The sequence below is a fragment of the Lentzea sp. NPDC036949 genome (assembly GCF_055608075.1).
In genome coordinates this window covers 118,064-136,350 of the sequence record NZ_JBVJRA010000002.1, presented here as the reverse complement: position 1 = coordinate 136,350, position 18,287 = coordinate 118,064, and the positions used below count along the sequence as shown (strand labels likewise).

Here is an 18,287-nt window from a genome sequence, read left to right as displayed (position 1 = left end):
CAGCCAACCACCTCGATGCCCACGGGGCATCGGCTACGGGTAGTAGCCCTCCACCGGAACCTTCGCCTCGTCGTAGAGGTGCGGGCCGTCGTTCGGCACGGCGGCGAACCCGCCCGTCGTCTTCAGCCCGTTGAGCTGCTCTGTGGACAGCGCAAACACGACGTTCCCGATGCCCGAGCGGGCCAGCGCCCCCGCGCACATCCCGCACGGCTCGCAGGAGGTGTACATCGTGGTCCCGGCCGCCGTGTCCGCGTCGAGCGACCGCGCGGCCCACCTGGCCAGCTTGAGCTCGGGGTGCGCGGTGATGTCGTCGTCGGTCAGGCAGGTGTTGCGCTCCTCGGCGAGCACCGACCCGTCCGGGCCGACCAGCAGCGACCCGAACGGCGGGTTGCCGCCCGCCCGTGCCTCGGCCGCCAGTGCGAGCGCCCGCCGCAGATGCTCCTCGTTCACCGGAACTCCTTCCGTACCGCTGCCAGTGCGTGCCACGCGGCCTCGGGCCGCCGCGTCTCCTCGGGGTCGCCGATGAACGGGTCGAGGACCACCGCGTGCGCGCCGTCGGCCCGCAGCCTTTCCAGGTCCGCGACGACCTGCTCGACGGTGCCCTCCCCCAGCCGCCGTTCCGCCGGCGGGTCGTCGGTCAGCCGGAGCAGGACCCGCGGCGCCAGACCGGGCACCGGCCGGTCCTGCTCGGCAGCCGTCTTCTTCAACCGCGCCAACGACTCCTGCCACCCGTCCGGTGTCTGCCGCAGCGGGTGCCACGCGTCACCGAGCCGGACCACGCGGCGCAACGCCCCGTCGCTGTGCCCGCCCACCCAGATCGGGATGTGCCCCGCGCGGTAGCCGTCGTCCTCCCACGCCGTGCGCACGGCCGTGATCAGCTCGTCGGTGAGCTCGCCCCTGCGCCCGAACTCGACGCCCAGCGCCGCGAACTCCTGGCGCGCCCAGCCGATCCCGACGCCGAGCACGAGCCGCCCGCCGCTGAGGTCGGCGAGGTTCGCCGCCATCCGCGCGACCAGCAGCGGGTGCCGGTAGGGCGCGATGAGCACGGTCGTGCCGAGGGTGATCCGCTCGGTCACCCCGGCGAGCCAGGACAGGGTGGTGAACGGCTCGTAGAACGGCGCCGGGTACTGCTCGGCCACGTCCGGCGTCACCGCCACGTGGTCGGACACCATGAGCAGGTCGAAGCCCAGGCCCTCCACCGTCCGCGCCCAGTCGCGCAGCACGGCCGGGCTGGTGCCGGGGCCGAAGTTGGGGACGTTCACGCCGATCAACACGTGATCAAGGCTAGGCCGTCGGACCGAGTCCGCTGAAGGGGATCTTCACGGCATCTGCGCGGTCCGGCCGTGGATTTCCCGCTACATTCGCCGGATGACCGAGACGCTCGACGCGACCGACTGGGCGATCCTCGCCGAGCTGCAGCGCGACGGCCGCGTGCCGATCACCGAGCTCGGGCGCCGCGTCAGCCTCAGCGCCTCGGCCACGACCGAACGCGTGAAGCGGCTGGAGGGCGCCGGGGTCATCACCGGCTACCGGGCCACCGTCGACCTCGCCAGCACGGGCTACGGCGTGCTGGCCGTGGTGCGCCTGAAGTACCCCGGCAACCGGCACCAGCCGCTGCACCGGTTCCTCGCCGAGCGGCCGGAGGTGCTGGAGTGCCTGCGCACCACCGGCGAGGACTGCTACACCCTCAAGGTCGCCGCCACGTCGATGCCGCACCTGGAGCGGGTGGTCGACGAGCTGATGGCGTTCGGCAGCACCACCACCAGCATCGTCTACAGCCAGACCATGACCTACCGCGGTGTGAGCGCGCCACCCGCAGTGCCGTGACGAGTCCCGTTGCGGCACAACGGGAGCGGTCGGGTGTCAGAAGTGGTCGGTGCTCGTCAGCTCGTGCTCGAAGGCGTCGGCGCGGGCGACCAGGAGGGTCAGCGGCCGGCCGAACTCCTCCTGCACGCTGAGGTGCTCCAGCGGGATCGTGTGCTTGAGCAGCGCCACCCCGTCCACCACGGCCGCGCCGCCGACGTCCACCCCGCCGGCCAGCTCGAGCAGCCGCCGCAGGTCGATCTCGTCCGCGCGGCCGACGGCGGAGGAGATCTCCAGCCACTGCGCGCCGTCGAGGTCGGGCAGGTGGTGCACCGTGACCTGCTGGGACCGGCCGTCCTCGGTGTCGAGGCGGAACCGCAGCCACGCGTCCTGCTCCTCCAGCACCTCGTAGCGCAGCCGCACGTAGCTGACGACCTCGGCCCACGACGTCATGTCCCCGAACCCCTCACACCTCGCTGATCCACCGACCGCCACCGTAGTGCCCGCGGAGGGCGGTCGTTGCGGATATGCGCGGATCTTCGTCCCGCATGTCGCCGCGGCCGGGCCGCCGGTCCGGTGTTCGTGGATCATCGGTGGTGTACCCGTGCCGGGAAAGGGGTGGAAGGTGACCGAGTCCGTCCTCCAGCTGCTGCGCGACCGCAAGCGGCAAGGGAGCACACCGGGCAACCGCGCGGACGACGCACGCCTCGTGCTGCTGATCGAGGGCGGGAGCTCGCGCGGCGCGTACTCGAGCGGCATGACCGTCGCGATCGAACAGCTCGGGCTGCTGCCGGCGTTCGACGCGGTCTACGGCAGCTCGGCGGGCTCGTTGAACGGTGCGTGGCTGTTGTGCGGGCGTGCCGACAGCAGCAAACACGCCTGGTGGGACCCCGCGGTCATGCGGACGACCATCAACCCGATGCGCGCGCTGCGCCGGTTGCCAGTCGTGGACACCCAGCACCTCGTGCACACCATCTACACCCAGGTCGTGCCGATGGGCTTCCAGGACATCCTGGACAACCCCGTCGAGTTCCACCCGATGACCACCGACGCCCTCACCGGCGAGTCCACCGACCTGCACGGGCGGATCCACGACGTGCCGAGCCTGCAGGCCGCGCTGCGGGCCTCGACCGCGATGCCGCTGCTGGCCGGCCCGCCGGTGGTGATCGACGGCCGCCCGTACGTCGACGCCGGCATGAGCGAGATGGTCCCGGTGCGCACCGCGCTGGCCCAGAAGGCCACGCACCTGGTCGTCCTGCGCACGGTCCGCTCCGACGAGGTGCCGATGCCGCCGACCCGCAGCGAACGGCTGGTGCTGCGGCGCTGGTTCGCCCGCCACGCACCGGGCGTCGTCGAGACCTTCCTGCGCCGCAAGGACGACCGGCTCGTCGAGGAGGCCGTGCTCGCCTCCCACCCCGCGTGCCTGCAGATCCGCCCGCCGCTCGGCAGCCTGCGCGTCGGCCGCACCGAACGCCGCCCCGCCGTGCTGCGCGCCGTCGTCGACATCGGCACCCGTGCCGCGGCCGACGCACTGGCCGCGAGCGTCCTGGAGTCGCACTGACGCAGCGTCGCCGACCTGGCACGGCACGCAGCACTTCTGCGGACGGGAGTGCGCTCGGTGACCGGCCGATGGCCCTCTGTCCGCAGTGGACATTCGTTGCCCATGTGACACCGGAGGTTTCCTTGCACATATAGGTGAAGAATGTTTGCATTCGGCCCATGGACATGGGGACCTCCACTCTGATCACCGCGTACCTCGTCGCGTGCGTCGGCTCCGCACTCGGTCTCCTGTCCGCCGAACGCGCACGGACGGCGACCGGAGCGTCACGCAACGGGTGGCTGGCGATCGCCGCGGTGTCCATCGGCGGGCTCGGGATCTGGGGCATGCACTTCACCGCGATGCTCGGCACCTGGATGGGCGCGAAGGTCGCCTACGACATCCCCATCACCCTGGCGAGCATGGTGGTCGCCATCGTGGTCGTCGCCCTCGGCCTGCTCGTGGTCCGCCGCGGCGACAACACCCGGCTCTGGCCGTTCCTGGCGGGCGGCCTGATCACCGGCCTCGGCGTGGCCGGCATGCACTACACCGGCATGGCGGGCATCGTGATCGGCGCCGACGTCACCTACCACCCCGGCCTGGTGGTGCTCTCCGTCGTGATCGCCGTCGCCGCCGCGACAGCCGCCCTCTGGGCCACCGCCAACGTCCGCGGCTGGCTCGCCGTCGCCGGCGCCGCGCTGGTGATGGGCGTGGCGGTCACCGGCATGCACTACACCGGCATGCACGCCATGCACGTCATGCTCACCCCGAACGCCCCGCTGGTCGTCGACAACTCGCCGGAGCTGATCACGTCCCTGATCATCGGCGGTGCCGGTGTCAGCGTGGTCATCATCTTCCTGCTGGCCCTCACGTCCTCCGGTGACGAGGGCGGCGAGGACGCCGAGCTGCTCGACCGCGTGATGCGGCGCAACGAGTCGCACCAGTTCGGGCGCACCGACTCCGTGTCCTGACGTTCCTGCACGCCAAGGGGCGCGCACCTCGTGTTGGGTGCGCGCCCCTTGGTCGGTCCTCGCGGCTTCGTCAGTCCTTCTTGAAGGCGTCCTTGACCTTCTCCGCCGCCTGGCCGAGGTTGCCCTTCGCCTGGTCGACCTTGCCCTCGGTCTCCAGGCCGGGGTCGTCGGTCACGTCGCCGACGCCTTCCTTGACCTTGCCCTTGAGCTCGTCGGCCTTGTGGTCGATCTTGTCGTCGGTGCCCATGTGGTCCTCCCCGACAGCTGGGTTCCCTGCGTTGTCGTGACACCGGGGTGCCCACTGGGACGAACCTCAACCATCGCGGTGGTCACTCGGTCGCACTCCCAGCACCCGCTTGAACGCCACGCTCAACGCGAACGCGTCCGAATACCCCACCTTCCGCGCAACGGCACCCACGGTCTCCCCACCGCCCCGCAACAGGTCCGCCGCCAACGTGATCCGCCACCGCGTGAGGTAGCTCATCGGCGGCTCCCCGACGGAGGCGCTGAACCGCCGCGCGAACGCCGCCCGCGACACGCCCAGCTCGGCCGCCAGCGCCGCCACGGTCCACGACCGGGCCGGCGTGGCGTGCATCAACCGCAGCGCGTCGCCCACCACCGGCTCGTCCAGCGCACGGCACCACGCGGGAGGGTTCGCGGCCGGGTCGGCGAACCAGGTGCGCAGGGCGGACACGAGCAGCAGGTCCAGCATGCGGTCGAGCACCAGGTGGTGGCCGGGGCGTCCGCCGGCGATCTCGGCGGCCATCGCCTCCGCGACAGCCGGCGGCGATCCGAAGGGCACCACGAGGACCGGCGGCAACGCGTGCAGCAGGCGTTCGCTCAGCTGACCCCGGCGTTCGAACGCGCCGCTGAGCAGCACGGCGGCGCTGTTGTCAGGGGTTCCGCAGGTGGCCGGTTCCGGGCCAGGTGGGCAGTAGTCGGCGGCGGTCACGTCGTGCGTCGGCGTGGCGGACGGTGTGGAGGCGACGGTGTGGGGCACGTCGCCGCGGACCAGGGCCACGGCGCCCGGTTCGAGCAGCACCGCGTCGGCGCCGTCGGGCACGATCCACGCCTCACCGCGCAGCACGACGGCCAGCGTCAGCGGGGCGCCGCTCGACATCCGCAGCGCCCACGGCGGGGTCAGGGCCGCCTGCCGGAACACAGCGCCACGCGCTCGCACGTCCGCCAGCAGCTGCGAGACGACATCCACGAGCCCCACCGTAGACGATCGAACATCCAGAAGAGTGCCAGAGCCATGGATCGTCTCACCGGACCGAGGTTGGCTGGGCCCATGACTGATCAAGTTCTCGTCACCGGTGCGACCGGCAAGACGGGCAGGCGCGTGGTGCGGCGGTTGCGGGCCCAGGGGGTGCGGGTCCGCGCGGCGTCACGGCGCGGGGAGCACGTGTTCGACTGGACCGACCAGCAGACGTGGGACGCGGCGTTCGACGGGGTGAGCGCCGTCTACGTCGTGCAGGTCGACGGGACCAGGCTCGTGCGCCCGTTCGTGCGACGGGCGCAGGAGCTCGGTGTGCGCAGGGTCGTGCTGGCGTCCGGTCGCGGCATCGACGACCCGGACTACGCGACGGACAGCGGCGGGGTCCTCGACGGGTTGCTGGACAGCGAGGACGCGGTGCGCACCAGCGGTCTGGAGTGGACGATCACCCGGCCGGGCTGGTTCGCGCAGAACTTCAGCGAGGGGTTCTTCTCGGCCGCGGTCGAGGCCGGTGAGCTGCGGCTGCCCGCGGGTGAGGGTGCGGCGAGCTTCGTCGACGCCGAGGACATCGCCGCCGTGGTCGGCGCCGCGCTCACCGAGGACGGGCACGACGGGCAGGTCTACGAACTGTCCGGGCCCGCGGTCGTGACGCTCGCCGAGGCGGTGGCCACGATCTCCGCTCACGCCGGTCGCGAGATCCGTTACGTGCCGTTGGACGTCGACGACCACATCGCCGAGCTCACCGCGCAGGGCTTCGCACCCGAGGACGCGCGGGCGTTCGCGGACATGGTCGAGCCGCTGCGCAACGGCACCGACGCGTACCTCTCCGACGGCGTGCAGCGGGCGCTCGGGCGGCCTGCGCGGACCTTCGCGGAGTTCGCCGCCGCGACCGAGTGGTGAGCGACGGCTGCGACACCGCATGACCCTACGGCGGCAGGTAGCGGGCTGACGCCGGTCAGACGCGGGTGCCGGTGGCCGGAGGCTCGTCCCGGACCCGCTCCGGTGCGCTGCGCGGTGTCCACCGCAGGTGCACGGTGCGCTCCGGCGGGTCCGCCCGCAGCAGCGACAGCCGCGGGCGGACCGCGTCGGTGCGCGCCGACGGTGGTTTCCGGCTGCCGGCCTGGAACTGCACCGGCCAGTCGACGCGGTGGTCCTGCTCTGCGGCCGCGTGCAGCGTCCAGTGCGGGTCGTACAGGTGGGTGCGGCCGAGTGCGCACAGGTCGGCGCGACCGGCCAGCAGGATGGAGTTCACGTCGTCGTGGGACGCGATGGCGCCGACGGCGATGACGGCCGTGCCGGTGGCGGCGGCGGCCTCGTGGCGGATCCGGTCGGCGAGCGGGGTCTGGTAGGAGCGGCCGTACGCCGGGCGTTCGTCCGCGGTGACCTGGCCGGAGGAGACGTCGATCGCGTCCGCGCCGTGGGCGATGAAGGCGCGGGCGATCTCGACGGCGTCGTGTTCGGTGGTGCCGCCGTCGGCCCAGTCGGTGGCGGAGATGCGCACGATCATCGGGCGCCCTGCCGGCCACACCGCGCGGACGGCGTCGAAGACCTCCAGCGGGTACCGCAACCGGTTCGCGAGCGAGCCGCCGTAGGCGTCGGTGCGCCGGTTCGCGAGCGGCGACAGGAACGACGACAGCAGGTAGCCGTGCGCGCAGTGCAGTTCGAGCAGGTCGAAACCCGCTTCGGCACCGCGCAGGGCGGCCTCGGTGAACGACTGGGTGAGCTCGTCCAGGTCGGCGCGGGTGAGCTCGCGCGGAACGGGTGAGGCGGGACCGTACGGCAGCGGCGAGGGCCCGACCGTCTCCCAGCCGCCCTCCGGCAACGGGTCGTCCATGCCCTCCCACATCAGCCGGGTCGAGCCCTTGCGGCCGGAATGGCCGAGCTGCAACCCGATGCGCGCGGTGCTGCGCGAGTGCACGAACGACACGATGCGCGCCCACGAGTCGCGTTGCTCGTCATTCCACAGACCGGTGCAGCCCGGCGTGATGCGGCCCTGCGGCGACACGCACACCATCTCGGTCATCACCAGGCCCGCGCCGCCCATCGCCTTGGAGCCCAGGTGCACGAGGTGGAAGTCGCCGGGCACGCCGTCGACAGCCGAGTACATGTCCATCGGTGAGACGACGACCCGGTTCTTCAGCTCCAGCCCGCCCAGCCGGAACGGCTGGAACATCGCCGGCGCGGTGGCCGGGAGGCCCTGGGCGGCGGCGAACGCGGCGTCCACGCGGTCGGCGAACTCCGGGTCGCGGGTGCGGAGGTTGTCGTGGGTGATGCGGCGCGAGCGGGTCAGCAGGTTGAAGCAGAACCGGGTCGGCTCCTGGCCCGTGTACATGCCGATGTTCTCGAACCACTCCAGCGACGCCTGCGCGGCACGTTGGGTGGACTCCACGACGGGACGGCGCTCGGCCTCGTACGCGGCCAGCGCGGTCCCGACGTCCGGGTGCTCGTGCAGACAGGCGGCCAGCGCGAGGGAGTCCTCCATCGCGAGCTTGGTGCCGGAGCCGATCGAGAAGTGGGCGGTGTGCGCGGCGTCGCCGACGAGGACGAGGTTGCCGTCGTGCCAGCGCTCGTTGCGCACGGTCGCGAAGCTGAGCCACTTGGAGTTGTTGGCGAACACCTCGTGGCCGCCCAGCTCCTCGGCGAACAGCTCGCGGATCCGGTCGACGGCGCGGTCGTCGGACGCACCCGGCGCGAACTGCTCGCCGGTGTCGAACCCGGCGCGGCGCCAGACGTCCTCGTGCATCTCGACGATGAACGTGGAACCGCTGTCGGAGTAGGGATAGCCGTGCACCTGCACGGTGCCCCACTCGGTGTCCCTGATGAAGAACTGGAACGCCTCGAAGACGCGGTCGGTGCCGAGCCACATGTACCTGTTGCGCCGGCGGTCCACGGTGGAGCCGAAGACGTCCCCGGCGGTCTGGCGCACCAGCGAGTTCACCCCGTCCGCGCCGACGACCAGGTCGTGGTCCGCGCGCAGGAGCCGGACGTCGGGCGCGGTCGCCGAGAAGTGCACGGCCACCCCCAGGTCGTGGCACCGCCGCTGGAGCAGGCCGAGCAGCTCCTTGCGGCTCATCGCGGCGAACCCCTGACCTCCGACCGTGTGGCTCTCGCCGCGGTAGTGGATGTCGATGTCCGTCCAGCGCGCGAACCGGCTGGCCATCGCGTCGGCGAACTCCGGGTCGGCGTTCTCGATCCCGCCGAGCGTCTCGTCGGAGAACACCACGCCGAAGCCGAACGTGACGCCGGCCGCGTCGCGTTCCCACACGGTGACGTCGTGGGCGGGGTCGAGCTGCTTCATCAGCGCGGCGAAGTACAGCCCGCCGGGCCCACCACCGACGACAGCGATCCTCACGCCGGCACCTCCTGCTCGACGATCCTGCGGAGCGCGAACCGCTGGAGCTTGCCGCTCGCGTTGCGGGGCAACGAGGTGCGGAACCGGACCTCGCGCGGGTACTTGTACGGCGCGATCGTCCGCTTGACGTGGTCCTGGATCTCACGGGCCTTCGCCGCACCGGCCTCGACGCCCTCGCGCAGCACCACGAACGCGCACACGATCGAGCCGCGTTCCTCGTCGGGCTTGGCGACGACGGCGGACTCCAGCACGTCCGGGTGCGTGTCGATGGCCTCCTCCACCTCGGGGCCGCCGATGTTGTAGCCGGAGGAGACGATCATGTGGTCGCTGCGGGCGTGGTAGTGGAAGTAGCCGTCCTCGTCGCGGTGGAAGACGTCGCCGGTGACGTTCCAGCCACCCACCACGTAGTCCTCCTGCCGCGGGTCGTCGAGGTAACGGCAGCCGACCGGGCCGATGACGCCCAGCCGGCCGGGTTCGCCGGGGCCGAGCTCCTCGCCGTCGAGCCCCAGGACGGTGGCGCGGTAGCCGGGCACGGGTCTGCCGGTGGAACCGGGGCGGATGTCGTCCCCGGCCGCGGAGATGAAGATGTGCAACAGCTCCGTGGCGCCGATGCCGTCGATCACGCGCAGCCCCAGCCGGTCCTGAAGCCGCTGCCAGGTCTCCAGCGGGAGGTGCTCACCGGCCGACACCGCCACCCGCAGGCCCGCGAGCTTCTGCTCGGCGCCGTCGCGCAGGATCGCCTTGTACGCGGTCGGTGCCGTCGCGAGCACCGTGACGCCGTGCTCCGCGACGAGGTCCGCGACCTGCGGCGGTGTCGCGGTCTCGGTCAGCAGGGCGCAGGCACCGGCGCGCAACGGGAACACGACGAGCATGCCCAGGCCGAAGGTGAACGCGAACGGCGCCGTGCACGCCACGAGGTCGTCCGGCACCAGCCGCAGCACGTGCCGGCCGAAGGTGTTGTCGATGGAGAGCACGTCGCGGTGGAAGTGCGCGGTGATCTTGGGTGAGCCGGTGCTGCCCGAGGTCGGCGCCAGCAGGGCCACGTCGTCGGCGGCGGTGTCCACGGCGGTGAACTCCCCCGGCTTGCGCTCGGCGCGGGCCGCGAGGTCGTCGTGGGTCACCACGGTCAGCCCCGGCAGGGCCCGCACGTCCGCGGCGAACCGGGGATCGGTCAGCGCGATCGACGGACGCGTCCGCTCGACGACCGGCGTGAGCTCACGGGTGCGCAGCGCGGCCATGGTGGTGACCACGACACCGCCCGCCTTGAGCACCCCGAGCCACGCGGCCACCGTCCACGGGTTGTTCGGCGACCGCAGCAGGACCCGTTGCCCGGCAACGAGGTCCAGGTCGTCGACGAGCACGTGGGCGACCTGGTTCGCACGGGTCCGCAGCTCGCCGTAGGACCACACCTCGCCCGCCGGGGTGCGCAGCGCCGGGCGGCCGGGCCCGAACCGCGCGGCGGCGACGTCGACCAGCTCCGCGGCGGCGTTGAGCCGGTCGGGGTAGGCCAGCTCGGGCGTCGTGAACTCGATGGTCGGCCACAGCGCCGGCGGCGGGAGGTGGTCGCGGGCGAAGGTGTCCATGGCGGGTCCTTCCGGCGGCGGCGGGGTCAAGCGGCGCGGATCATGCCCTCCTGGGCGACGGTGGCGAGGTGCCTGCGGTCGCGGGTGAAGAAGCGGCCGGAGCCCAGGCCGCGGCCGTCGTCGGCGGCGACGGCCTCCTGGACGTAGAGCAGCCAGTCGTCGACCGGGCCGGTGCGGTGGAACCACATGGCGTGGTCGAGGCTCGCGGTGACCAGTCCCGGCCGGGCCCACGGCAGGTCGAGCACCCGCAGGACGGGCTCCAGGATGGTGTAGTCGCACATGTAGGCCAGTGCGGCGACATCGCGCTGGGCGTCGGTGAGCCCCTCGACCGGGCGCAGCGGGTCGAACGGCTTGAGCCACACGGCCTGGTGCGGCACCCGGTCGCCCTCGACAGCGAGGTAGACGGGGCCAGGCACGTGCCGCACGTCGAAGCTGCGACCGGCTGACCAGTAGTGCTTCGACTCCTCGGTCATGGTGCCGCCGGCGCGGTCCGCGAGGTAGGCCGCCGAGCTGGGCAGCTCCTCGGGGCCGGGCAGGTCGTCGGTGAGCCCGGCCGCGAACGTGCCGCCCGCCTCCCCCGCGGCGAAGTTCGCGAGGCACGCGTAGAGCGGCTTGCCGTTCTGGTAGCCGCGGACCTGCCGGGTGCTGTAGCCCCGGCCGTCGCGCAGCAGCTCCACCTCGTAGCGCACCTCGGCACCGATGTCGGCCGGGCGCAGGAAGTAGCTGTGCATCGAGTGCAGCACCTTGCCGTCGGTCACCGACCGCACGGCCGCGGCCACCGCCGCCGCCACCAGGTCGCCGCCGTAGGCCTTGGGCCACGGGCAGGGCTGCGTGACGGCGGTGAACGCCAGGTCGAAGTGCTCCGGCTCGGCCCGCTCCAGCGTGATCGCCGAGGTGAAGAACGCGGAGGTGCCCGCGGTCATCGGGTCAGCCAGTCACGCAGGTCCTCGTCGGGCACGTCGTCGAGGTTGACGACGATGTTCTCCGGGGTCCGCGTCGTCATCCACGTCAGCGGGGTGTTGCGGGAGAGGTTGCACTCGATGTGCGGCATGAACGGCGGCACGAAGACCCAGTCGCCCTCCTCCATGTCGACGTAGTCCTCGAACCTGTCGCCGAAGTAGATCCGCGCCCGGCCCGACAGCACGTACCCGCCGGTCTCGGCCTCGCCGTGGTGGTGGGTGACCGAGCGGTAGCCGGGCTCGTTGGTGACCTTGCCGAACCACAGCCGGGTGGCCGGGGTGTGCTGGATGCTCACGCCGGAGATGCGGATCGCGCCGCCGGAGTTCGCGGTGTCCGGGTTCTCGCTGCCGCCCCGCGTCACCACCGGCGCGACCAGGCCGCTGGGCAGTCGGTACGTCGAGTTGTCGCCTTCGAGCTGGTACCTGCTCAGGTCGGGCTCCATATATCGCATTCTTCACCGCCGTCAGATATTGTCAATACACATGAGGCCCTTAGCGGTGAACCCCGCCGAGCTCCCCCGGCCGAGCGGCTACTCCCACGGAACCCTGGCGGGCACGACGCTGCACCTGGGCGGGCAGACGGCCACCGACGCCGGGATGAAGATCGTGCCGGGCGGCATCGTCGCGCAGTTCCGCCAGGCGTTCGGCAACGTGCTGACCACCCTCCGCGCTGCGGGCGGCGTGCCGGAGGACCTGGTCAGCATCACGATCTACCTCACCGACGTCCCCGACTACCAGGCCAACGGCAAGGAGATCGGCGCGGTGTGGCGCGAGCTCGCCGGCCCGGTCTACCCCGCCATGGCCGGCATCGGCTGCACCGCGCTGTGGCAACCGGAGGCCATGATCGAGATCCTCGGTGTCGCGGTGATCCCCGAAGACCGCCTGGTCACGCCGATTCAGAAATAGCGTTTCCATGATCAGCGAAATGGAGGCGCGATAGTGAAGCTCGCATCAGTGACCGTGGACGGTGTCCGCAGGGCCGGTCTCGTCGACGAGACCGAGCAGTTGATCACGCTGCTGGCCACCGCGGTCGACGACGTCGTGCGCGGGGCGCCACCGGGTGAGCGCGGGGAGGTCCTGCCGCTGTCCGAGGTGCGGCTGGAGTCGCCGCTGCACCGCTTCAACCGCGACGTACTGTGCACCGGCTGGAACTACCTCGACCACTTCCTGGAGTCGCGGGGCAGGCGGGAGGGGCAGGACCCGGTCGCGGTGCCCGAGCGGCCGACGTTCTTCACCAAGGGCCCGGACACGGTGATCGGCCCCACCGACCCGATCGCCTACGACCCGGCGTTGTCGGTGCAGTGGGACTACGAGGCCGAGATCGCGCTGGTCATCGGCCGCGACGGCCGGAACATCCCGGAGGAGAAGGCCCTCGACCACGTCTTCGGCTTCCTCGTCGCCAACGACGTCTCCCAGCGCGACCTGCAACGCGCGCACGGCGGCCAGTGGCTCAAGGGCAAGAGCATCGACCGCACGATGCCTCTCGGCCCGTGGGTGACGACGACCGACTCCGTGGACCTCACGGCCATGCAGGTGCAGTGCGAGGTCAACGGGCAGCTGCTGCAGAACGCCTCCAGCGCGCAGATGGCGTTCTCGTTCGCGCGGATCATCGCCGAGCTGAGCCGCGGCATGACCCTGCGCGCAGGGGACGTGGTCCTCACCGGCACCCCCAGCGGCATCGGCAGCGCCCGTGACCCGCAGCTCTTCCTGTGCGACGGCGACCTGGTGGTGACACGTGCGAGCGGTCTCGGCGAGCTGCGCAACACTGTCACCCTCACGGATCTCAGCCGGGAAGGAGAGGGCGCTGAACCTCGCGGTGAACAGTGACGCGGACGTGGCACCCGCCGGTCGTGACCGGCTCGGCCCGCTCATCGTCACGATCTTCGGCCTCTACGCGCGCGGCGAGGACAACTGGCTGTCCGTCGCGTCGGTCGTGCAGCTCATGGCGGACCTCGGCGTGGAGGGCCAGGCCGCGCGGTCGTCGATCTCCCGGCTGAAGCGCCGCGGCGTGGTCCGCAGCGACCGCCGCGACGGCGCCGCCGGCTACGCCTTGGCCGAACCGACCCTGGAGGCGCTCGCCGAGGGCGACGCCCGGATCTTCGAACGCAGGCGCGCCACCACCGACGACGGCTGGCTGGTGGTGGTGTTCTCCGTGCCGGAGTCCGAACGCGACAAGCGCCACGCGCTGCGCACCAGCCTGACCCAGCTGGGTTTCGGCACCGCCTCGCCGGGCGTGTGGGTGGCGCCGGGCAACCTCGCCGTGGAGACCCGCAGGACCCTGGAGCGCCGTGGCCTGTCCGAGTACGTGGACATCTTCGCGGGCCGGCACTTCGCGTTCGGCGACCTGCGCTCGAAGGTGCGGTCGTGGTGGGACCTCGACGAGCTGGCCGACCTGTACGCCGACTTCGTGCGGCGCCACCGGCCCGTGCTCGACACACCGCCGGCCGGAGCCCTGGGGGCGTTCCGGACCTACGTGCCGATGCTGACCCAGTGGCGCCGCCTGCCCTACAGCGATCCCGGCCTTCCCCTGGCCCTGTTGCCGCCGGGGTGGAACGGCGTGACCGCGGAGGCGTTGTTCGAGCAGCTGAACACCACGCTGAGCGCACCGGCGCGGGAGCACGCACTGGCCGTGCTCCACGCGCGCGGCTGATGTCCGCTCCGGTGCTGCTCCTCAGCGGCGGTTCTGGTCGTCGCGCTCGACGTCGACGCGTTCCTTGCGCACCTCACCGCTGACCTGCCGCTGCTCGGTGACGGCGTCCTTCTCCAGCCGCACCCGCTCCACGGCCTCGGCGCGCTTCTGCACCACCGGCTCCTCGCGGTGCAGCGTCACCTCGGCCGCCTCCTCCTCGAACGCGTCCTTCACGGGGCCGTCCACCGGCTCCCGCACCACGCGCACCTCCTCGTGCGACACGGGCACGGTGACGTTGCGCTGCTCGGTGACGACGTGCTTGACCAGCCGCACCCGTCCCGCCTCGACCTGCCGCTTGCCGACCTCGAGGTGCTCCTCGGACCGCGTGACGGACATGCCGTCGCCCTCGCGGCCGCTCCTCGTGCGGCTGTCGTTCGTGCCGCTGTCCCTCATGCCGCTGTCGCGCGTGCCGCGGGTCTCGTGGCTGAGCCGGTCGTGCTCCCCGGTCTTGGCGCTCGGGATCATGCCGTAGTACCGGTAGAGCTCCTCCTGCTGGGCGTCGGACATCTTGTCACCGTCGACGTCGATCTTCGGCGCCTCCTTGACCAGTTCCTTGTCCACCGGCACCGTGATCGCGCCCGCGCTGACCCGCGCCTGCTGGATCGGCACGAAGCTCTCGCGCAGCCCGAACAGTCCGGTGTGGACCTGGGCCCAGGTCGGCTGGCCGTCCTCGTCGTCGAGCCACAACTGCTTCACCGAGCCGATCCGCTCGCCCTTGTTGTCGATGACGTCGCAGTCGTACAGGGCCTCGAGCTGGGTCCGATCGATCATCGTTCTTCCTCTCGCGTCGCTGGCGTCTCTGTGATCGCGAGGTACCCCGCCACCGGTGGCAGGTCCCGGGATACCGCCCATCCAGTGACACCTCTTCCCCCGAAGGTGGTTCACGTTGCCGGAGCGTGACGACGTGCAGACGGGCGGGTCAGCGGGTACCCCCGCTGCCATGACGACCTACACGCACACCGCCGAAGCCGACATCCCCGCCGACACCCTGTTCAGCTTCCTCGCCGACCCCACGAACCTCCCCCGCTACTTCCCGCAGATGACCGCGGCGGAGCCCGAGGGCGGCGAGCAGGTCCACGTCGAGGCCGAGGTGCACGGCCACCACGTCGAGGGCGAGGCGTGGGTGCGGCCCGACACCGAGCAGCGGCGGCTGGAATGGGGTGCCGAGGGCCCCGACGACTACCACGGCGAGCTGCACGTCGAGGAGGTCGCGCCGGGGAGGTCGCGCATCACCGTCAGCCTGCACAGCGTGCGGGAGGCGAAGGGCGACGAGGTGCAGCGCGGGCTCGAGGAGACCGTTGCCGTGCTCACCCAGACCGCGGCCGCCGATGACCGCTCGACCGGCTGACGGCCCGGCCCGGGTAACCCCTCCGAACGCCACGACCGCACCGGCGCCAGGCACCGCACCACCGAGAACTCGCCCCTGGCACCATCTCCGGGTGCTCACCGACGCCGAGTCCCGATCGATCGTCCTGCGCAGGTACTGGCAGCACCTCATCGAGTTCGCGCTGCTGGTGGTGGCCGGCCTGCTGGGCATGGTGCTCGGCCTGCTGCTGGCGATGGCGCTCATCAAGCTCGGCGCACCCGGAGAGGTGTTCTTCGTGCTGCCGACGGGCGTGCTCGTGACGGTGTCGCTGCTGGGCGTGCTGTGGGTGGAGATCTGGTACCCGCACCGGCACGGCGGCGCAACCCCGGCCATGCGGTGGCTGGGGTTGCGGATCACAACGCTGCGCGGCGGGCAGCCGTCGCTGCGGGACTACCTGGTGCGGTGGGTGCTGATGGCCGTGGACGGGATGTTCTTCGGCCTGGTCGGGGCGGTGCTGATCGCCGTGACGCCGCGGCACCAGCGGCTCGGCGACGTGGTGGCCGGGACCGTGGTGGTGCGGGCGGTCACCTGAGCAGGCCGGTGCGCCAGGCCCAGATCGCGATCTCGGTGCGGTTGCGGGCGCCGAGCTTGGCCTGCACGTTGGTGAGGTGCGACTTCACCGTCGACAGCGAGACGCTGAGGCGGTCGGCGATCTCGGCGTTGGTCCAGCCGCGGGCCACGGCGAGCACCACGTCGAGTTCGCGGCCGGTCAGCGGGGTCGGAGGTTGCTCGCGGCCGCCGGTGCCGGTGAAGTGGGCGAGCAGCCGGACCGTCACGGCGGGCGAGACCAGGGCCTCTCCCCTGACGGCCGCGTGCACGGCTTCCACCAGCAGCCGAGGGCGGGCGTCCTTCAGCAGGAAGCCGCAGGCACCGGCGAGCAGGGCGGCGTGGACGTTCTCGTCGAGGTCGTAGGTCGTGACCACCAGGACGCGCAACGGGTCCTCGACGCCGGGACCGGCCAGCAGCTCGGTCGCCCGCAGGCCGTCGAGCTTGGGCATGCGGATGTCCATCAGCGTCACGTCCGGGCGCAGCTGCCGGGCCATCCGCACGGCCGCCTCGCCGTCGGCGGCCTCGCTGATCACCTTGATGCCCGGTTCGGCGTCGAGGACCAGCCGGAAACCGGTGCGCACCAACGTCTGGTCGTCGGCGATGAGCACGCGGATGGTCATCAGACCCCCCTCGGCAGGGTGTCGAACGCGAGCGGCACCCGTGCGGTGACCACCCAGCGGTCACTCCCCCGTGGACCCGCGACCAGCTCCCCGCCCAGCGCGGCCACCCGTTCTCCCATCCCGAGCACACCGTGCCCGCCGTCCGCTGCTTCCCCGGTCACGCCGTTGTTCTCGACCTCCAGCACCAGCTCGTCCCCGTCGGACCTGGCCGTGACGCGCACCTCGGTGGCGGTCGCGTGCCGGCGCGCGTTCGTCAGCGCCTCCAGCAACACCCGGTGCAGCGCCACGGAAACCTGTGCCGGCACGAGCAGCGCCTCCACGTCGGTGGCCACGTGCACCGCCGCGTCCGTGCCCGCCGCCGCCCGCACCACGTCGCCCAGCACGAGGCTCGGCGACGGCAGCGGATCGTCGCTGCGCAGCACGCCGACCAGGCCGCGGGTGGCGGTCAGCGCTTCGGCGGCGGCGTGCTCGATCTCGTCGAACACCTCGACGGGATGCTGGGCCAGCGCCTGAGCGGCGCGGGTGCGCACCACGATCCCGGTCACGTGGTGCGCGACGAGGTCGTGCAGGTCCCGCGCGAGCTGCAGGCGGTCCTCGGTGCGGATGCGCTCCAGCTCCCGCCGGTGCCGGGCGTCCGCGTCCCGCAGGATCAGGCCGAGCGCGAGCGCCGCTCCCCACGCCAGCGCGGCGGCCACCGGGAACAGCGCCGCCGGGTAGTCCAGGCCGTAGCGCACGCTCGGTGCGAGCACCACTGTGGCACCGGCGACGACGGCGAGCGCGGCGGCCCGCCACACCGGCAGCCGCCGGCACCCCGCCGCCGCGACCAGCAGCACCGCCAGCACCTCGGTCACCACCGGTTGCAGCGGAGCCCGCGGTGCCAGGCCCGCGACCGCGGTGCCGAGCAGCGACAGCCCCACCACCGCGCCCGCGAGCAGCTCGACCCTGCGCGGGAACCGGCGCCGCAGCACGGCGAGGACGGCCGTGGCCGAGCCCGCGTACGGCAGCACCACCGTGAGCAGCGACCCGGTGATCCCACGCGGAACGGCGTCCGCCTGCACCACCAGCACCGCGTCCACGGCCTGCGCCGCGAGCAGCGCGCCGACCTCCGCCACGAACACGCTCCGCCGTGCCGTCGGTACGCCTGCGGTCATACCGGCATTCTGGCCCCGTCGCCCGGCGGTGATCCCGCTACCCCGCCCGCTTGACCGCGTCGACGTAGGCGTTGGACGCCGGCAGGTAGCTCGCCACCACCGCCGCCGCTGCCGCCAGCGCACCCCCGTAGGCCGGCAGCGTCGTGCCCTCGCCGAACAGCACGGCCGCCACCTGGAACACGGTGAAGACGGTCAGCACGACCCTGGCCCAGTTGCGCCCCGACCTGACCTTGAACGCGAGCCACAGCTGCACCAGCGCGATCACCAGCGCGATGCTCGCGAACACGACCTGGGTGGCGGTGGCGGTGCTCTGCAGCTGGTCCTCGCCGAGGGACGGCTGCGCGGCCCGCAGCGCCTCGACGAGCTCGTCGTGCGTGCCCACCAACATGCCCACGGCCGCGACAGCGGAGACGCTGGACACGAGGAACCCCGCGAACGCCGCGGTGATGGTGCCCGGCGGCGTGGTCCTGCCCGTTGCAGTAGTCATGATC

22 protein-coding genes are annotated in these 18,287 nt (G+C 72.1%); 9 read left to right on the top strand and 13 right to left on the bottom strand.

Features of this window, described 5'->3' with window-relative positions; genetic code table 11:
* Window positions 1–33: 33 nt before the first annotated feature.
* Window positions 34–450, bottom strand: a complete 417-nt coding sequence (locus tag ACZ7CD_RS06740) for a nucleoside deaminase (RefSeq protein WP_458432539.1) — start codon at window positions 448–450, stop codon at window positions 34–36.
* Window positions 447–1,274, bottom strand: coding sequence for an LLM class flavin-dependent oxidoreductase (locus tag ACZ7CD_RS06735; protein ID WP_458432540.1), 828 nt, complete (start codon window positions 1,272–1,274; stop codon window positions 447–449). The genes ACZ7CD_RS06740 and ACZ7CD_RS06735 overlap by 4 nt, the downstream gene beginning before the upstream one ends.
* A gap of 94 nt (window positions 1,275–1,368) precedes the next feature.
* Between ACZ7CD_RS06735 and ACZ7CD_RS06730 the strand changes: the two genes are divergently transcribed.
* On the top strand, window positions 1,369–1,827 hold the full coding sequence (locus ACZ7CD_RS06730) for an Lrp/AsnC family transcriptional regulator (protein ID WP_458432541.1): 459 nt from the start codon (window positions 1,369–1,371) through the stop codon (window positions 1,825–1,827).
* 36 nt (window positions 1,828–1,863) lie between these two features.
* Here ACZ7CD_RS06730 and ACZ7CD_RS06725 read toward each other — a convergent pair whose 3' ends face one another.
* Window positions 1,864–2,256, bottom strand: a complete 393-nt coding sequence (locus tag ACZ7CD_RS06725) for a hypothetical protein (protein WP_360384204.1) — start codon at window positions 2,254–2,256, stop codon at window positions 1,864–1,866.
* A gap of 172 nt (window positions 2,257–2,428) precedes the next feature.
* On the opposite strand from ACZ7CD_RS06725, the gene ACZ7CD_RS06720 reads away from it, so the two are divergent.
* Together ACZ7CD_RS06720 and ACZ7CD_RS06715 are read left to right on the top strand one after the other, a co-directional pair.
* Window positions 2,429–3,364 carry a patatin-like phospholipase family protein gene (locus ACZ7CD_RS06720; protein WP_470378453.1) on the top strand — a complete coding sequence of 312 codons (936 nt, stop codon included), beginning with the start codon at window positions 2,429–2,431 and terminating at the stop codon, window positions 3,362–3,364.
* Between the two features lie 158 nt (window positions 3,365–3,522).
* Window positions 3,523–4,311, top strand: coding sequence for an MHYT domain-containing protein (locus tag ACZ7CD_RS06715; RefSeq protein ID WP_470378452.1), 789 nt, complete (start codon window positions 3,523–3,525; stop codon window positions 4,309–4,311).
* Between the two features lie 70 nt (window positions 4,312–4,381).
* Here ACZ7CD_RS06715 and ACZ7CD_RS06710 read toward each other — a convergent pair whose 3' ends face one another.
* Window positions 4,382–4,558 carry a CsbD family protein gene (locus tag ACZ7CD_RS06710; RefSeq protein ID WP_360384210.1) on the bottom strand — a complete coding sequence of 59 codons (177 nt, stop codon included), beginning with the start codon at window positions 4,556–4,558 and terminating at the stop codon, window positions 4,382–4,384.
* Between the two features lie 66 nt (window positions 4,559–4,624).
* Window positions 4,625–5,521: an AraC family transcriptional regulator gene (locus ACZ7CD_RS06705; protein WP_470378451.1), complete on the bottom strand. Its 897-nt coding sequence runs from the start codon at window positions 5,519–5,521 to the stop codon at window positions 4,625–4,627.
* 81 nt (window positions 5,522–5,602) lie between these two features.
* On the opposite strand from ACZ7CD_RS06705, the gene ACZ7CD_RS06700 reads away from it, so the two are divergent.
* Entirely contained in the window at window positions 5,603–6,427 is an 825-nt protein-coding gene (locus tag ACZ7CD_RS06700) for an NAD(P)H-binding protein (protein ID WP_470374131.1), read from the top strand.
* 55 nt (window positions 6,428–6,482) lie between these two features.
* On the opposite strand, the gene ACZ7CD_RS06695 is transcribed toward ACZ7CD_RS06700, so the two are convergent.
* Genes ACZ7CD_RS06695 through ACZ7CD_RS06680 form a run of 4 tightly spaced genes read right to left on the bottom strand, consistent with a single transcriptional unit; the run spans window position 6,483 to window position 11,864 of the window.
* On the bottom strand, window positions 6,483–8,879 hold the full coding sequence (locus ACZ7CD_RS06695) for a bifunctional salicylyl-CoA 5-hydroxylase/oxidoreductase (RefSeq protein WP_470378450.1): 2,397 nt from the start codon (window positions 8,877–8,879) through the stop codon (window positions 6,483–6,485).
* Window positions 8,876–10,462 (bottom strand): AMP-binding protein, encoded by a 1,587-nt coding sequence (locus tag ACZ7CD_RS06690; protein ID WP_470378449.1) that lies wholly within the window; start codon window positions 10,460–10,462, stop codon window positions 8,876–8,878. The genes ACZ7CD_RS06695 and ACZ7CD_RS06690 overlap by 4 nt, the downstream gene beginning before the upstream one ends.
* A gap of 26 nt (window positions 10,463–10,488) precedes the next feature.
* Window positions 10,489–11,385 carry an acyl-CoA thioesterase gene (locus ACZ7CD_RS06685; RefSeq protein ID WP_470378448.1) on the bottom strand — a complete coding sequence of 299 codons (897 nt, stop codon included), beginning with the start codon at window positions 11,383–11,385 and terminating at the stop codon, window positions 10,489–10,491.
* Window positions 11,382–11,864, bottom strand: a complete 483-nt coding sequence (locus ACZ7CD_RS06680; RefSeq protein ID WP_360384224.1) for a cupin domain-containing protein — start codon at window positions 11,862–11,864, stop codon at window positions 11,382–11,384. Before ACZ7CD_RS06680 ends, ACZ7CD_RS06685 begins: the two co-directional genes overlap by 4 nt.
* 40 nt (window positions 11,865–11,904) lie before the next feature.
* Here ACZ7CD_RS06680 and ACZ7CD_RS06675 point away from each other — a divergent pair, with 40 nt between their 5' ends.
* From ACZ7CD_RS06675 to ACZ7CD_RS06665, 3 genes are read left to right on the top strand one after another with little or no spacing between them, the layout of a single operon-like run.
* The gene (locus tag ACZ7CD_RS06675) at window positions 11,905–12,327 is read left to right on the top strand and encodes a RidA family protein (RefSeq protein ID WP_360384226.1); all 423 of its coding nucleotides are present in this window, start codon (window positions 11,905–11,907) and stop codon (window positions 12,325–12,327) included.
* Between the two features lie 33 nt (window positions 12,328–12,360).
* Window positions 12,361–13,248 carry a fumarylacetoacetate hydrolase family protein gene (locus tag ACZ7CD_RS06670; protein ID WP_470378447.1) on the top strand — a complete coding sequence of 296 codons (888 nt, stop codon included), beginning with the start codon at window positions 12,361–12,363 and terminating at the stop codon, window positions 13,246–13,248.
* Window positions 13,238–14,071, top strand: coding sequence for a PaaX family transcriptional regulator (locus ACZ7CD_RS06665; protein ID WP_470369044.1), 834 nt, complete (start codon window positions 13,238–13,240; stop codon window positions 14,069–14,071). Before ACZ7CD_RS06670 ends, ACZ7CD_RS06665 begins: the two co-directional genes overlap by 11 nt.
* Window positions 14,072–14,092: 21 nt before the next feature.
* On the opposite strand, the gene ACZ7CD_RS06660 is transcribed toward ACZ7CD_RS06665, so the two are convergent.
* Window positions 14,093–14,881 carry a PRC and DUF2382 domain-containing protein gene (locus tag ACZ7CD_RS06660; RefSeq protein WP_360384232.1) on the bottom strand — a complete coding sequence of 263 codons (789 nt, stop codon included), beginning with the start codon at window positions 14,879–14,881 and terminating at the stop codon, window positions 14,093–14,095.
* A gap of 169 nt (window positions 14,882–15,050) precedes the next feature.
* On the opposite strand from ACZ7CD_RS06660, the gene ACZ7CD_RS06655 reads away from it, so the two are divergent.
* Complete coding sequence (locus ACZ7CD_RS06655; RefSeq protein ID WP_360384234.1) at window positions 15,051–15,458, top strand: SRPBCC family protein; 408 nt, start codon at window positions 15,051–15,053, stop codon at window positions 15,456–15,458.
* 91 nt (window positions 15,459–15,549) lie between these two features.
* Window positions 15,550–16,008 carry an RDD family protein gene (locus ACZ7CD_RS06650; protein ID WP_360384236.1) on the top strand — a complete coding sequence of 153 codons (459 nt, stop codon included), beginning with the start codon at window positions 15,550–15,552 and terminating at the stop codon, window positions 16,006–16,008.
* On the opposite strand, the gene ACZ7CD_RS06645 is transcribed toward ACZ7CD_RS06650, so the two are convergent.
* Genes ACZ7CD_RS06645 through ACZ7CD_RS06635 form a run of 3 tightly spaced genes read right to left on the bottom strand, consistent with a single transcriptional unit; the run spans window position 16,001 to window position 18,283 of the window.
* Window positions 16,001–16,645 carry a response regulator transcription factor gene (locus ACZ7CD_RS06645; RefSeq protein WP_360384238.1) on the bottom strand — a complete coding sequence of 215 codons (645 nt, stop codon included), beginning with the start codon at window positions 16,643–16,645 and terminating at the stop codon, window positions 16,001–16,003. The genes ACZ7CD_RS06650 and ACZ7CD_RS06645 overlap by 8 nt on opposite strands.
* The gene (locus ACZ7CD_RS06640) at window positions 16,645–17,796 is read right to left on the bottom strand and encodes a sensor histidine kinase (RefSeq protein ID WP_470369043.1); all 1,152 of its coding nucleotides are present in this window, start codon (window positions 17,794–17,796) and stop codon (window positions 16,645–16,647) included. The genes ACZ7CD_RS06645 and ACZ7CD_RS06640 overlap by 1 nt, the downstream gene beginning before the upstream one ends.
* Before the next feature lie 37 nt (window positions 17,797–17,833).
* On the bottom strand, window positions 17,834–18,283 hold the full coding sequence (locus ACZ7CD_RS06635; protein WP_470369042.1) for a hypothetical protein: 450 nt from the start codon (window positions 18,281–18,283) through the stop codon (window positions 17,834–17,836).
* Between the last annotated feature and the right edge of the window lie 4 nt (window positions 18,284–18,287).